This is a genomic window from Bradyrhizobium sp. WCU1, assembly GCF_053474805.1.
In genome coordinates, this window is sequence record NZ_CM130280.1 from 1,406,918 (window position 1) to 1,421,540 (window position 14,623).

Annotated in this window: 10 protein-coding genes; 6 read left to right on the top strand and 4 right to left on the bottom strand. The window is 64.5% G+C overall.

Going from position 1 to position 14,623, the window contains the following annotated elements:
* The gene (locus ACTUWL_RS06375) at positions 1-861 is read left to right on the top strand and encodes a sugar phosphate isomerase/epimerase family protein (RefSeq protein ID WP_021077475.1); all 861 of its coding nucleotides are present in this window, start codon (positions 1-3) and stop codon (positions 859-861) included.
* A gap of 71 nt (positions 862-932) precedes the next feature.
* Positions 933-2,426, top strand: a complete 1,494-nt coding sequence (locus ACTUWL_RS06380; protein ID WP_291738574.1) for a hypothetical protein — start codon at positions 933-935, stop codon at positions 2,424-2,426.
* A 15-nt stretch (positions 2,427-2,441) separates the two neighbouring features.
* On the opposite strand, the gene ACTUWL_RS06385 is transcribed toward ACTUWL_RS06380, so the two are convergent.
* Complete coding sequence (locus ACTUWL_RS06385; RefSeq protein WP_158267772.1) at positions 2,442-3,290, bottom strand: division plane positioning ATPase MipZ; 849 nt, start codon at positions 3,288-3,290, stop codon at positions 2,442-2,444.
* Positions 3,291-3,600: 310 nt separating this feature from the next.
* On the bottom strand, positions 3,601-4,389 hold the full coding sequence (locus ACTUWL_RS06390; protein ID WP_021077478.1) for a crotonase/enoyl-CoA hydratase family protein: 789 nt from the start codon (positions 4,387-4,389) through the stop codon (positions 3,601-3,603).
* 102 nt (positions 4,390-4,491) lie between these two features.
* On the opposite strand from ACTUWL_RS06390, the gene ACTUWL_RS06395 reads away from it, so the two are divergent.
* From ACTUWL_RS06395 to ACTUWL_RS06410, 4 genes are all read left to right on the top strand, one after another.
* Positions 4,492-5,061 carry a TetR/AcrR family transcriptional regulator gene (locus ACTUWL_RS06395; RefSeq protein ID WP_021077479.1) on the top strand — a complete coding sequence of 190 codons (570 nt, stop codon included), beginning with the start codon at positions 4,492-4,494 and terminating at the stop codon, positions 5,059-5,061.
* 37 nt (positions 5,062-5,098) lie between these two features.
* A complete protein-coding gene (locus ACTUWL_RS06400; protein ID WP_021077480.1) occupies positions 5,099-5,857 on the top strand; it encodes an SDR family NAD(P)-dependent oxidoreductase in 759 nt (252 codons plus the stop codon).
* 112 nt (positions 5,858-5,969) lie between these two features.
* On the top strand, positions 5,970-6,893 hold the full coding sequence (locus ACTUWL_RS06405; RefSeq protein ID WP_021077481.1) for a glutathione S-transferase family protein: 924 nt from the start codon (positions 5,970-5,972) through the stop codon (positions 6,891-6,893).
* 211 nt (positions 6,894-7,104) lie between these two features.
* Entirely contained in the window at positions 7,105-8,139 is a 1,035-nt protein-coding gene (locus ACTUWL_RS06410) for an LLM class flavin-dependent oxidoreductase (protein WP_035650457.1), read from the top strand.
* Positions 8,140-8,638: 499 nt separating this feature from the next.
* Here the strand turns inward: ACTUWL_RS06410 and ACTUWL_RS06415 are convergent, their stop codons facing one another.
* Positions 8,639-10,189, bottom strand: coding sequence for a porin (locus tag ACTUWL_RS06415; protein WP_021077483.1), 1,551 nt, complete (start codon positions 10,187-10,189; stop codon positions 8,639-8,641).
* A gap of 757 nt (positions 10,190-10,946) precedes the next feature.
* A complete protein-coding gene (locus tag ACTUWL_RS06420; protein WP_021077484.1) occupies positions 10,947-14,051 on the bottom strand; it encodes a helicase-related protein in 3,105 nt (1,034 codons plus the stop codon).
* Positions 14,052-14,623 lie beyond the last annotated feature (572 nt).

The following is a 14,623-nucleotide window of genomic DNA, read 5'->3' on the forward strand; positions in this document are numbered from 1 at the left end:
GTGGCGCAGCAGCTGCGCGTCCTGCAATCGCTCTGGGCGATGGAGCGGCGGCTGGCGGATGAGGCCGAATGGCCGCTGCAAACCCAGCTCGCGATGATCCGCGATGCCGGGTTTGACGGCGCCGGCGTCCGCTTCATCGATCCGGCCTTCGCGCGCGAGGTGACGGGCTTCCTGCGCGCGCATGGCATGATCTGGCAGGCGCAATGCTACCCGAAGTGCGTCGATGACCTGAAGCCGGTGCTCGAGCTGGTCGCCGAGCTCGGCGCCGATCACGTCAACCTGCAGCCGGACGTCCGGCCGCGCCGGCTCGCCGACTGCATTCCCCTGCTCGAAGGCTGGCGACGGCTTGCCGCGGAGGCCGGCGTTCCCGTGCATGTCGAGACCCATCGCGACCGCATGACGACCGACCTGTTCTTCATGCTCGATCTGCTCGACTGCTTTCCCGATCTGCGGCTGACCGCCGACCTCTCGCACTATCTGGTCGGCCGCGAATTCGCCTGGCCGGTCGACGATGTCAATCATGCGATGATGCATCGCATTCTCGACCATGCCTGGGGCATCCACGGCCGGATCGCGAGCCGCGAGCAGGTGCAGATCTCGCTTGGCTTCGCGCAGCATCAGGGCTGGGTGTCGCTGTTCATGGACTGGTGGGACTACGGCATCCGCTCCTGGCGGAAGCGCGCCGGGCCCGATGCAACCCTGACCTTCCTGTGCGAGCTCGGTCCGCCGCCCTATGCCATCACCGGGCCCGACGGCAGGGAATTGTCCGACCGATGGCAGGACGCGCTGGTCATGAAGGACATGATCCGCGCGCTGTGGGAGCGCATCGCGAACGAGCCGCCACGCCCGCCGCCGCGTTGATTTGGACGAGCCGCGGCCGCATCCTGCGACAACCGCAATTCGGAGGGACGCGAGGGGCTGTGCGCGACCGCTTGGCATATCCGCTTCGACGCCTCGCATGCGTCGTCGTCCTGGCGATCGCCGCCTGCCTCGGCACGAAGGCGATCGCGGCGGAGCCGACGCTTGATGTCGCCGCCATGCCGCGCGTCGCCACGATCGGCCCGCGCTTCCAGTCCTACAACATCGAGATGGTCGAGGTGACCGGCGGACGGTTCTGGAAGCCTTATGCGGCCGCCGATGCGAGTGCCAAGACGGAACAATTGGCACCGCGCACACCGATCGATCTGCGCGATGGCAGGCTGCGCAAACTCGCCGCAGCGCTCGCTCCGGCCTATCTTCGCGTGAGCGGAACCTGGGCCAACAGCACGTTCTTTGCCGATTCCGATACGCCGCCGGCCGCACCGCCGGCCGGCTTCAACGGCGTGCTGACACGGCAGCAATGGCGAGAGGTGATCGATTTCTCGCACGCGGTCGACGCTCCCATCGTCACGTCCTTTGCGATCAGCGCCGGCACGCGTGACGCCGGGGGGCGATGGAGCGCGGAACAGGCCCGGCAGCTTCTCGCCTTCACGCGGTCGGCCGGTGGCCATATCGCCGCAGCGGAATTCATGAACGAGCCCGATCTGCCGACGATCGGCGGCGCTCCCGCAGGCTATGACGCCGCAGCCTACGGCCGCGACTTTGCAGCGTTCAGTGCCTTCATGAAGGACGCAGCGCCCGATGTGACGATCCTCGGTCCAGGCACGATCGGCACCGGCGCCGATACACGCGCGCGCTTTGCGGTGTCGGCTGCGGGCATCGACGAGGTCTCCTATCATCATTACGGCGCCCTCTCCGCGCGCTGCTCCGGCGATCGCACCGCGAAGTTCGCCCTGTCGGACGCCTGGCTGGCACGAACCGGGAAGACGCTCGCCTTCTACCGAACGCTTCGCGACCGGCTCGCATCGGGCAAACCGATCTGGCTGACCGAGACCGCGGAAACTGCCTGCGGTGGCAATCGCTGGGCTGCAACCTTCACCGATACGTTCCGCTACCTCGATCAGCTCGGCCGTCTCGCCAGGGCCGGCGTTCAAGTGGTGATGCACAACACGCTCGCGGCGAGCGACTACGGGCTGCTCGATGAGCGAACCCATCTGCCGCGGCCGAACTACTGGGCCGCGCTGCTGTGGCGGCGATTGATGGGAACCAGCGTGCTCGATGCCGGCGTCACCGTGCAGCCCGGCCTCCACGTCTATGCGCATTGCGCACGCGACATGCCGGACGGAGTAGCCCTGCTCGTCATCAACAATGATCGGCGTTACCAGCGCAAGCTGACCCTGTCAGCCGCCTCGCAACGATACACATTGGCGAGCGCAAACCCCGCAGACGGCACCGTTCGGCTCAACGACAGCCCGCTGGCGCTGGCGGCTTTCGACCAGATCCCCGCGCTGAATGGTGAGGTTGCCGCGGCCGGACCGATCACCTTCGCGCCCGCGACGATCACGTTCCTGACCATTGCCAATGCCGGCAACACCAATTGCCGATAGCGAGCCGACGCCGCCTTACGCCGCGTCGCGGCTGTCCTCGGAGGAGGCTGCCGGGCGCACCAGATGGCCAAGCATGATCGCTGTCATCAGCCGCTCCATCTCAAGCCATGCAGTGACATGCGACATGGTCGGGCGGCCGCCAATCGCGAGCTGATTGACGTCGTCGACCGCCGTCAATCCGCGCGGGTAGAATTCACGGAAGATCACACGTTCGGCCAAGCCGTCGACCAGGCGGAAGTTCAGCGTCTTCGATAGCTCGCCGAGGGCTTCGCCGACCACGCGCTTGTTGCGCGAACCGATCGTGGAGAGACGGTTGCGCAGCACCACCCATTCGAATGCCGGCTGGTCGTTCGCGCTGCGCTGCCGCCGCGCCTCCTCCACCATTTTCGAATAGTGGCTGATGCCGGTCACCTTGAAGTCGTTCGGATCGACGGTGCCGAGGACGTCGAAGTCGACGAAGCTGTCGTTCAGCGGCGTAATCAGCGTATTCGCCAGCGCATGCGTGAACGTCGTCAGATAAGTGTCATGGCCGGGACAGTCGATGACGACGAAGTCGTGCGACCGGCTGAGCCGTTCGACGATCTCGGCAAGCGCGCTGCGGCCGAGCGTCTCGACTTCGCTGCTCCTGCCGCTCACCGTCTCGAAGCACATATGTGCCGGGATGCCGAGATCGAGCGAGGTCTCTCGCGCCCAGTCCCGCCGGTTATCGACGTAATGCGTCAGCGATTTCTGCTTGTTGTCGAGATCGATGGTGGCGACGCGCTGACCCGCCTTGATCAGCGCGACGGCGACGTGCATGGCAATCGTCGACTTGCCGGAGCCGCCCTTGTTGTTTCCTACAACGATGACGCGTGCGTTTGTCATGGGAATCCCTACCGGACGCTTGAGCCAAAGCAGGACGAAATCAAATTTCATGAATGCTTTGAATCTCCCTGATTCGACGAATCTCGACAAGAGTCGTCGCAACATCACCGTGATCGAAATTCGTGCGGTTGCGACATCATTGTCACAACCGCATCGAGGGCACGTACCGTGAACGCAATGCACGTCTCAGGGACTAACGTCCCTGAGACGAAGGCGCGATGAGACCAGGTAGGATCGTCATCGCGCTTTAGCGCCTTGTTCGAGCATGATCTTTCCGGAAAACCCGCTTTGCACTTTTCCGGATCATGCTTCAGCGCCCCTGGAACACGGCGGCGCGGCGTTCCACGAATGACTTGATGCCTTCGGCCGCATCCGACGTGTTGAGCACGCGTTCGCGGATCTCGGGGATGATCGCGATCGCCGCCTGCTCGCCGGCTTCGATGAACTTGCGGCCCGCCTCTTTCGTCACCTGGATTCCAAGCGGCGCATTGCGCGCAATGATCCCGGCAAGCGCCATCGCACGCTCCACCTGCTGACCCGCTGGCACGACCTCCTGCACGAGGCCGATCCGGTGCGCTTCTGCTGCGGTGAACTCGTCGCACAGCAAGAGGTGATACATCGCATCACCCCACCCGGCGCGGCTGATGTAGCGGAAATGCGCACCGGCCAGCGGCGCGATGCCGCGCTTGGCCTCCATCTGGCAGAACCGGCTGTCATCGGCGGCGACGACGATATCGCCGGCCAGCATCATCTCGATGCCGACGGTGAATACGATGCCCTGCACCGCCGTGACGATCGGCTTGCGGCAGCGCTTCGACAATCCAAAGGGATCGACGTTGCCCTCCGGCAGCGGCTTGCGCGATGCGGTCGGGCCAAAGAATTTCGGCATGTCGAGACCTGCAGTGAAGCTGCCGCCGGCAGCACAGAGCACGCCGACCCAGAGACCGTCGTCATTGTCGAGCAGTGTCAGCGCGTCGGACAGCTCGGCCATCATCTCCGGGCTGAAGGCGTTCTTCTTCGCGGGATTGTCGATGATGATCTTCAGGATGTGATCGTGACGCTCGTGGCGGACCCGACCCTCGCTCGCGCTGCCCGACATCTGTTGCTCCCTGCTTTGTGACTGACTATTTTCTGGATGATGCTTGTCATCCAGATGCATGATGGTCATAATCCAGAATGAGAGTCAAACAGGGGTACTGAGATGGGCCATTCCCAGGCCGACAAGGCCAGGAGCCGCGAGCGGATTCTGAACGAGGCCGCAACGCAGATCCGCGACAAGGGGCTCGACGCGCTCAGCATCGGCAGCCTGATGCAGCAGGTGAAGCTCACCCATGGCGGATTCTACGGGCATTTCGCCTCGCGTTCCGACCTGGTCGCCGCGGCGCTGGAACATGCGCTGAATGCCGGTGAAGCGTCGGCGCATGCAGCGCGCGACCCCGACAAGCCGGTCAGTATCAACACGCTGGTGCGCAGCTATCTCAGCCGCGCCCATCGCGACCAGCCCAAGTCGGGCTGCGCGATCGGCGCGCTGATCTCCGATGTCGGCCGCGCCGACGCGCAATGCCGCGCGGTGATGGAACCGCACATCGAATCCTTCATCGCCAAGGTCGCCGAGACATTCGATGATGATGACGATAGCCGCGCAATCCTGGCAGTCAGTGCGATGGTCGGCGCGCTTGCGATCTCGCGCGTGCTGACCGACTCGAGGCGCTCCGACGCCGTGTTGCGCACGGTGCGCGACGGTATCGTGGCAATGGCATCGGACGAATGATCCTCCCGCTACGCGGGCAGCTTGAATGGAGTGAGCCATGAACAACCGATCCGGCCTTGAACCAATTGCCGTGCAGGGCAGCGTGCTGATTGCCGGCGTCGGCGCATCCAATGGCCTCGGCGCCGCGATCGCGCGCCGTTTTGCCGCCGGCGGCTATCCCGTCGCGATCGCCGGGCGCAATGCCGAGAAGCTCGCCGCAACCGCCGCCGAACTCGCTGCTGATGGCGCCAGGGTCACGCATGTGGTTGGCGATGCCTCCACCGCGGCCGACGTCGCGCGCTTCGTCGAGGCTGCACAAAAGCTCGCGCCGCTCGCGATGGCCGTGCACAATGCGGGCTCCAACCGGCCGGCGCCGTTTCTCAAGGTCAGCGAGCAGCGTTTCGAGGAGCACTGGCGCGAGCACGCGCTCGGCGGTTTCCAGCTCGCTCAGGCCGCGATCCCCGCGCTGCTCGCGCGCGGCGGCGGCACGCTGGTGTTCACCGGCGCCAGCGGCTCGCTGCGCGGCAAAGCCAATTATTCGCCCTTCGCCGCCGCCAAGGCGGCGCTGCGCGCGCTGGCGCAGAGCGTTGCGCGGGAATTCGGGCCACAGGGCATTCATGTCGGCCACGTCGTGGTCGACGGCGGCATCGAGGGGGATCGCCTGCTGAGCCTGCGTCCGCAGTTGAAGGACGATCGCGGACCGGACGGGCTGCTCAACATCGCTGCGATCGCCGACGCCTATTGGGTGCTGCATCACCAGCATCGCAGCGCCTGGACGCTGGAGCTTGATCTGCGGCCGTGGGCGGAGCAGTTCTGAGCGCCCGTGGCGGCACGCCTTCACCCGGGAAAATCGATTGCGATCGGCGCAAATCTTGTCAGGCTATGCGACAAGGTCCGTTCGAGATCGCAACCTGTCCCGGGAGAAGGCCATGTCGCAGCCCACGCCGATCCTGCATCATTTCGACCAGTCGCCGTTCTCCGAGAAGATCCGCGTCATCTTCGGATTCAAGCAGCTCGCCTGGAACTCGGTGCGGATTTCCCGGATCATGCCGCGGCCGGACCTGATGCCGATGACCGGCGGCTACCGCCGCACGCCGACGATGCAGATCGGTGCCGACATCTATTGCGACACCCAGATCATCATCCGCGAACTGGAGCGGCGCTTTCCAACGCCGACGCTGTTTCCGGCAGGCCATGCCGGGATGCCCTGGGCGCTCGGCATGTGGACCGACCGGCCATTCTTCCAGAGCACGGTGAACCTCGTATTCGGCTTCATCGGCGACAAGGTCCCGCAGGATTTTATCGCGGACCGCGAGAAGCTGCGTGGCGGCAAGTTCGACATTGCCGCCATGACCGCGGCGCTGCCACAGATGCGCGACCAGTTCCGCGCCAATGTCGACTGGATCGAGGCGCAACTCGGTGACAACAGGCCGTTTCTTTTCGGCGAGTTCAGCCTCGCCGACGTCAGCGCCTACATGAACGTGTGGTACGCGCGGCAGAGCCTCGCCACGATGGACGAGATGATGAAATCCTGGCCCCGCATTGCGGCCTGGGAGCAACGCATCCGCGCCATCGGCCACGGCACGCGCACCGAGATGTCGTCGGGCGACGCGCTCGAGATCGCGGCGAAGGCGCGGCCGGAGTCGCCCGTCTTCGGCGACCCTGCCGATCCGAACGGCCGCAAACCGGGCGACATCGTCAGCGTGATGCCGGATGACTACGGCAAGGTCCCGGTCCGCGGCGAGATCGTCTCGCTGTCGGCCCAGCACATCGCGATCCGCCGGTCCGACGAACGCGCCGGCGCGGTCGTGGTGCATTTCCCGCGCGCCGGCTTCCTGGTCGTTCCGGGCTGATCAGCCAGCGGCGCCCCGCGACCTGGAAACGCTGCGTTTCGCGACGTGACCTTGTCGGGCCGCGAACCGGTAATATTTCCGTCCCATCTCCAACTGAAGGCTCCACAGCGCGGGCTTGCGGACATCTCAGCAAGCAACACGACCTCTCGGCCTGCGTGCGATGGGTGGCCCGTGGCGGATGCTCCGCCACGCCGACAAACTGGACTATGTGATGACGACCTCCCTCGAATTTGGGCTCGATACGTTCGGCGACGTCACCAACGACGCCGGCGGGGCGCCGCTGGCCCACGCCCAGGTGATCCGCAACGTCGTCGACGAAGCGGTGCTGGCCGATCAGCTCGGAATCGATTTCATCGGGCTCGGCGAGCACCACCGGGCCGATTTTGCGATCTCCTCGCCCGAGACCGTGCTGGCGGCCATCGCCGCGCGCACGGAGAATATCCGCCTCGGCTCGGCGGTGACCGTGCTGAGCTCGGACGATCCGATCCGCGTGTTCCAGCGCTTCGCAACCGTCGATGCGGTCTCGAACGGCCGTGCCGAGGTGATCCTCGGCCGCGGCTCCTTCACCGAATCGTTCCCGCTGTTCGGCTTCGACCTCAGGCAATACAACGAGCTGTTCGAGGAGAAGCTCGACCTGTTCACCGAGCTCCTGAAGCAGGAACCGGTGACCTGGCAGGGCAAGCTGCGGCCGCCGCTCAAGGACCAGTCGGTCTATCCGCCGGTCGAGCGCGGCCGGCTGAAGACCTGGATCGGCGTGGGCGGCAGCCCCGAATCGGTGGTGCGCGCAGCGCATTACGACCTGCCGCTGATGCTCGCCATCATCGGCGGCGATCCCAAGCGCTTCGCGCCCTATGTCGATCTGCACCAGCGCGCCTACCAGCAGTTCGGCCGGACGCCGCAGCCGATCGGCGTGCATTCACCGGGCTATGTCGCCGAGACCGACGCGCAGGCCCGCGAAGAGCTGTGGCCGCACTACAAGGTGATGCGTGACCGGATCGGCAAGGAGCGCGGCTGGCCGCCGATGGGCCGCGACGAGTTCGTCGCCGAGGCCGAGCACGGCTCGCTCTATGTCGGAGCGCCGGAAACCGTCGCGCGCAAGATCGCGGCGACCGTGAAGGCGCTCGGTGCCGCGCGCTTCCAGCTGAAATATTCGGCGGGCCCGCTGCCGCATGAGAAGCTGATGAAGAGCATCGAGCTCTATGGAAGCAAGGTGGTGCCGATGGTGCGCGACATGCTCGCCGCGTGACACCTGCGAGCCGCCCACACAAAGCAAGACCCCCGGCGTTCTAGCGCCGGGGCGCATTACAGACAGGCCCGCGATGCCTGGCTGGCCGAAACAATCGAATCAACCTCAATCTTGGTTCAGAGGTTGGGTCTCGCGGCGTGATACGTGAACGGGTCCGCCGCCCATCCTCGACCATGTCGCTCCAGCCAGCCCTCTGCCACCAACTTTCGGCACGTTGGATTGACGCGCTGTATGGAGCCTCCGTCGCCGAAGATACGCTCGGCAATCTGGCGTTCGGTCAGACCCGGCTGTTCGCGAATAAGCCGAATTATTTGTTGAGCTACCGTCATCGGTCGCCAAAAACGATCCATCGGTGGATCGGTACTGATTAATGAACCAAATATGACATCGTACGAAAAAATGGCGCTCTTGTGAGAGCAGCCGCATTGCCCGAACAAAGCAAAACCCCCGGCGTTTTGGCGCCGGGGGCTCTGTTAGCTGGCTATCAGATCAACCGGTATTACCAGTTGCGCTGAGCGCGGAGCAGCAGGGTCACAGTATTCTGGTCCTTCAACTCGTAGAGAGCAGCAGGCTTGCCGATCGCGGCGCTGGGCGCCGCCACCGTACCAGCATACTTCTGATCCAGATGGGTGTAGGTCAGGTCTGCCGTGAAGGTCAGGTTCTTGACCGGGGTCCACTGGGTCTGGGTGCCAATCTGCGCGATATTGTAGTCGGGGTTGCAGGTGGTGATCGCGCCGCCCAGAGCATTGAGGGTGGTCCGAACCGAACCGCCCACGCCGCCGACGCCGCAGAGCAGGGTCTTAGCCGTATCGTTGTAGGTGATACCGGCATAAGCACCGTAGATCGAGGTGTTCCAGTAGGGGCTCCAGTTGTGCACGTATGCACCGCGGAAGCCCCAGGTCGTGACCAGCTGCTGCCCGGTGTTCACGCCACCGATAGCACCGAACACGCTGTCCGGCGCAACGCCGATACCAACGCTCTGGTAGGCGCCCGGCAGACCGGTTCCACCATAAATGGTGTTCGCACCAGCCGAACCAGCGAGGTCCTGGATGTTGTAGCGCGTCGCACCGTTGGTGTAGACGCCCTGCACGTTGATCGTGTCGCCAGGTCCGGTCGGAATGTTCTTGATCGACAAGGCCAGCTGACCAGCCCAGCCCCACTTGTCGTCCGGATGACCGGTCAACTCAGTGCCGCCGTAGTAGGCCGCGTGGTTGTTATGCGCCGCGAACGACGCCTGGAACAGACCCCAAGCCTGGTCGACGCGCAGCATCGCGACGAGGTCCGGAGCAATCGTGCCGGCGTAATCGCTGGTGCCGTAAGCGCCACCCGCGAGGATGTTGTTCACGCCAGCCTGGTAGTAGGCGGTCTGGTCCTGAGCCGACAGAGACAGCGACACGCCGTTGCCGAACTGAGCGGTGTAGGTGAACTGGTTCACGCCAGTGATAGTACCGCCGCCGCCGACGAGGCCGTCGAAGTTGTTGCCCGGATAGTTGGCCCACGGAGCCGAGAACTGCGAGACTGCCTTACCCATCGTGAAGCCGGCGAACTGGATGAAGGCGTAGTAGACGCCAACCGTACCGCCTGCAACCGCACCGGAGTTCGCGTTGTTCGGGGCCTGAACCGCGCCGATCGGGGAGTAAACGGTCGCACCGTTGCCCTGGCCGGCGTAGGTATCCGAAGTCCACGAGAACGTCGCATCGAAGAAGGTACGGACGACACCGTATTCGGTCGCAGTACGCGTATCGATGTTCAGGTCTTCACGAGAGCGCCAGGTGTAGCCGTTGGTGAACCGGTTGTTTGCACCGCCGGCACCCGAGGTGTTGCCGGTGTGATCCGAGTTCGAGTTCACGACGACGTCGGCGCGCAGGTAGCCGCCCAGCTTGATACAGGTGTCGGTGCCCGGGATGTAATAGAAACCGGGACCATACAGGGAGCAAACCTTCACGTACTCGACCGCTTTGGCCTTGACGGGAAGATCGGCCGCCTGAGCTCCGCCGACCGCGACGAGTGCCGCCGCCGAGCCGAGGATAAGGCTCTTAACCATCTTCATGTTAAACCTCCAAGTTGCTCTATCTCAGGGAAGGTTCCGGATCCGCCGGGTAAAACACCCTCAGGTTGGTTCCCTTTGTCCCTTAAATCCCCGCTCAGTCGCTTCGCGCCTTCGGACACACCCGCATGAACGCGAGGGACTTAAGCGAACCACCTAGAACGGGACGACCTTGGGATGCCCCCCTCCGTCGCAGTTCCATATGAGACAGAAGGCCCCCGATCACGCAACAAAAGACCGCTCGCCTTGGCAGGAGTTGCGGCTGTTTTTGGGCAAATGTTGCACAAATATCACGGGCTTTTGAACTGCGGCATTTCAGCAAGTCATTGAAAAATATACATAATATTTGGAGTTACCGCTAGCGGGCACAAATTGGGCAACACCGGGCGGAACGGTGTGCAAAACGCGTAGTCCTACGGAGAAGGCGAAAATCGGAGCCCGTTTTGGCGGCACTGATTCCGGCCACGGGCAGACTGTTTCAGTCCAAAAAAACCGCTATCTGTAGAACATAGCCCGCCCAAAATACCGTCGACTCGCGCCTGGAAGGGGGCTTTCCGATCGGCTCGGAGCAGGCACGAAGACGGCGGACGGACCGCTTGTTGTCTGCATTAGCGGCGCTACATGTCACCGCGATGTCAGTCCGCAGATCAGTCGATTCGTTCTCCGCAGCAGCCACGCGATGAAATATCTCCACTGCATGCGTGAAGCAGTCACAAGGCGCGACGCCGTGAGATGACGCCGCCGACGAACGCCGTCGCAGTCACTCGTCCAGGATATCCAGCAGATCGTTGATCCGCTCGAACGGCGGCTCTTGCGTCCGGCCCGAGTAGAAGACGCGATCGCCGTCACGTTGTAGCGATCGCGCTCTGGATTTAGGCAACCGCCCAGGCAGGAACGTCGCTGCGACGGCCTCCGGTCCGACGTCGAGCCTGACGATGCCGCGCCGCTTGCAATCGATCCTCAGTCTTGCCGCCGCGAAGAAGTCGCGCCCCGCCGGCGGCAGCCTGCCGAAGCGGCGAGAGGTCTCTTCCTCGAGATCTTCCAGATCGTCCTCGTTCCGGCACCTCGCGACGCGGCCATAGATTTCGAGGCGCATCGATTCCGACTGCACGTAACTCCTCGGCAAGAGATCCGCGACCGGAATATTGAGGTCCGGCACCCACAGATCGCCGGACCGATCGCTGGCCTTCTCCGAAGCCTGCTTCAGAAGGTGGCTGTACAGCACCGGTCCGAACACCTGCACGTGGCCGGACTGCCGCTCGGACAACAAATCTCCGGCACCCCTGAGGTCCAGATCACGCTCGCTGATCGCAAAGCCGGCACCCGGCCTGCTGAACTCCTCCAGAACCGCCAGACGCTTGCCGGACTGCTCCGAGCTCGATTCAGTCAGCATGTACGCGAAGGCGCGCGTTCCGCCGCGCCCCACCCGTCCCCTCAGCTGGTGCAGCTGCGCGAGGCCAAACTTTTCCGGCCAGCAGACCACGATGGTGTTCGCCCGGGGAATGTCGAGACCGCTCTCCACGATATTGGTCGCCAGCAGAACGTCGGCCTCACCTTCGACAAAGCTCATCATGCGGTCGTCAAGCTCGTCGGCGGGGAGCTTGCCATGCAGGCAAACGATGCGGAGCTCCGGGGCGACCGCCTGCACGCGCGCCAGCAGCGGATCGAGATCCTGGATGCGCGGACAGATCAGGAAGCTCTGCCCGTGACGCCGCTGCTCGCGCAGCAATGCCGCGGCAATGGCCGCGTCCGACAACGGCGCGATCCTGGTCACGATTGGAAGCCGATGCACAGGCGGGGATGCGATCACGCTCAGATCCCTGAAGCCCGCAAGACCCGCCGCCAGCGTGCGCGGGATCGGCGTCGCGCTCATCCAGAGCGTATGGACGCCCTTCGCGAGCCCCGAGAGCTTCGCCTTCTCCGCGGCCCCGAAGTGCTGCTCCTCGTCGACGATGACCAGGCTGAGCTTGGCGAATTTCACGTCCTTCGAGGCGATCGCCTGCGTGCCGACCACGACCTTCATCTTGCCGCTTCGCAGGCCTTCCTTGGTCTCTCGCATTTCCTGCGCTGACGTCGCGCGTGACAGGCTTCCCACCTCGATGCCGAACGGTGCAAAGCGCTTGCGGAACGTTGCGACGTGCTGCCTTGCCAGAACGGTGGTCGGCACGACGATGGCAACCTGCTTGCCCGACAGGGCAACGGCCGCCGCCGCGCGCAAGGCCACCTCGGTCTTGCCAAAACCGACGTCGCCGCAGACGACCCGGTCCATCGGATGACCCGACGCAAGATCGTCGAGCACATCGCGGATCGCCTTCGCCTGGTCGACGGTCGTGAAATACGGAAAGCGCGCGACGAACCGTTCGTAGGCGGGACCGGGAGCGACCAGCTTCGGAGCGCGCCGGCGCCGCCGCTGCGCGATGTGCTTGGCGAGCGCCTTGGCGGCGATCTGGATTTCCTGCTCCGCCCTGGTGCGCCGCGCCCACCACGTGCTGCCATCCGCCCGGTCCAATGTCAGCCTGCCGAGCTCCGCCGCATAGGGCCAGATCAGCGCGAGGTCAGCGGGCGGAACGAGCGCGGCATCATCGCCCGCAAATGCCAGCCTGATCATCTCGCGGGATGATCCCTTGCCCATGTCGAGGGCCTGCAAGCCATCGAGCACGGCGAGCCCCCGCTGCAGATGAACCACGACCGCGCCCCGCTCCGGCACGTCGGGATGATCGAACGCCGCACTCCAGGCTCTGGCCATCGGCTGCGGATGATGGGCCCGGCTGCCGAGCACGTCGGTCGCCGTCACGACGACAAGCGGCTTGCGGCCCGAACCGATGAAGCCGGTGTCGAAGTCCGCCAGCAGCGCTGCTTCGCCGCCCCGTCCGTTCGCCGCCTCGTCCCAGTCGGTGAAGCGCTCCGCCTTGATCCCGCCCATCCGCTCCATCGCGCGCAGGTCGTCCTCAACCGCCGCAACCAGCAGCAGCCGCGATCCGGCGCGCTCCGTGTCGGCGACAAAGGCGCGGAGCGCCTTCCGCGACGAGGCGACCTTGGAGAAATCAGGCGTCGGAGTGAACGCCGCCTTTCGCGGCAGCACGCTCATGCGTTTGGTCAGCCGCTTCCAGTCAGCAGGCGCAAAATACTCGCGCTCGGTCTCCCTGCGGCCGGCTGCCTCCTTGATCGTGCTGAGCCAGCTATCGGCGTGACCGGACACGCCCGCGTCCGCGATCCAGCGTGCGCGCTCACAATAATCCGGCAGCACCGCCCGCTGCGCCCGCTTGCCGCCGAGCGCGATCCGTTCCGACATCGGATCGATCAGCAGCTCCTGCGTGTCGAAGACGACGTCGTGCTCGTTGGGATCGACGCGGGCGATCCTGCGGATCACGTCGCCGGAATGCTCGATCCTGAACGGCCCGAGGCCGCCGGCCGGAAACACTTCGAACGTCATGCCGTGGAACAGAACGCTCCCGGGATAATCCGCCTCTTCGTCGAGATCGTATCCGAGCGCCTCCAGGCGATCCTTGAGATCCTGCTCGGAATGGCGCGCGCCGACCTTCAAGCTGATGCTGAGGCGGCCCCAGCTCGCGGGCAACGGCAGCCGCTCCATGACCGCCTCCGCGGTCGACACCAGGAAGACGGGCTTCTTGCGCTTCGCAAGACGCCGCAACACCGAACTGCGCCGGCCGGCGATCTCGCGCGACGGCTCCAGCCCGTCGAACGGCAAGGTATTCAGCCGCGGGAATACCAGCACCTCGAGCGAAGCATCGAGCGAATGCAACACGCTGCCGAGGCGCTCGGCCCTGTTCTCGCTCTCTGCAAGGAAAACGACGCCGTCGCGGCCGGACTGCTTCCATTGCTCGCGGAGGTGCAGCGCCAACATGCCGAGGGGCGAGGAAGATGATATCCCGGAACGCGCCGCTCCCTTGCTGTTCTTCGTCGCGCCAGCAGCAGCGCGGGCCTTCTTGGTATTCGCCACGTCAAATCCATCGTTATTTCGTGAGAGCGATCGCCTGGTGACAAGCGACCGCAGGCCGCCGGCGCCCCCCGACGCACGCAGGCCGCGCCCTCATTACAGTCTCGCACGCGCGTTGGATAGCCGCGGGTTGGGGATCAATTGCGGCAACGGGGATCGTCTCGCGCGGTGCCGTCAGCTCCTTTGTCATCCGGCCCCCACATCAGGTCGCGGCGCTTGCGCTTTGCTCCGGTGAGACGCCACTTGTCCGAGAACTCCACTCGTCTGAAAAATCACCACGAGCTCCTGCGCATCGCACCAATTCAGATTGTCTAAGGGGTGTGAGCCACATCGGCGCCGAAGCCGACACACGCCGCGCAGGGCTGTTCACCTTGGGCGGCGAACAGCTTCGATTGTCTTGAGACGTTCCTGCAAGGTCTTCTTCATCGCCGTCCCATTCACTGCCATCGAACAAGACGTTCTGGACATCACGAGGCCGT

Bases quoted from the DNA above. Each gene is read 5' to 3' on its own strand.
- ACTUWL_RS06385 (WP_158267772.1), bottom strand. From the start codon at position 3,290: ATGACAAACGCACGCGTCATCGTTGTAGGAAACAACAAGGGCGGCTCC.
- ACTUWL_RS06390 (WP_021077478.1), bottom strand. From the start codon at position 4,389: ATGTCGGGCAGCGCGAGCGAGGGTCGGGTCCGCCACGAGCGTCACGAT.
- ACTUWL_RS06395 (WP_021077479.1), top strand. From the start codon at position 4,492: ATGGGCCATTCCCAGGCCGACAAGGCCAGGAGCCGCGAGCGGATTCTG.
- ACTUWL_RS06400 (WP_021077480.1), top strand. From the start codon at position 5,099: ATGAACAACCGATCCGGCCTTGAACCAATTGCCGTGCAGGGCAGCGTG.
- ACTUWL_RS06405 (WP_021077481.1), top strand. From the start codon at position 5,970: ATGTCGCAGCCCACGCCGATCCTGCATCATTTCGACCAGTCGCCGTTC.
- ACTUWL_RS06410 (WP_035650457.1), top strand. From the start codon at position 7,105: ATGACGACCTCCCTCGAATTTGGGCTCGATACGTTCGGCGACGTCACC.
- ACTUWL_RS06415 (WP_021077483.1), bottom strand. From the start codon at position 10,189: ATGAAGATGGTTAAGAGCCTTATCCTCGGCTCGGCGGCGGCACTCGTC.
- ACTUWL_RS06420 (WP_021077484.1), bottom strand. From the start codon at position 14,051: ATGTTGGCGCTGCACCTCCGCGAGCAATGGAAGCAGTCCGGCCGCGAC.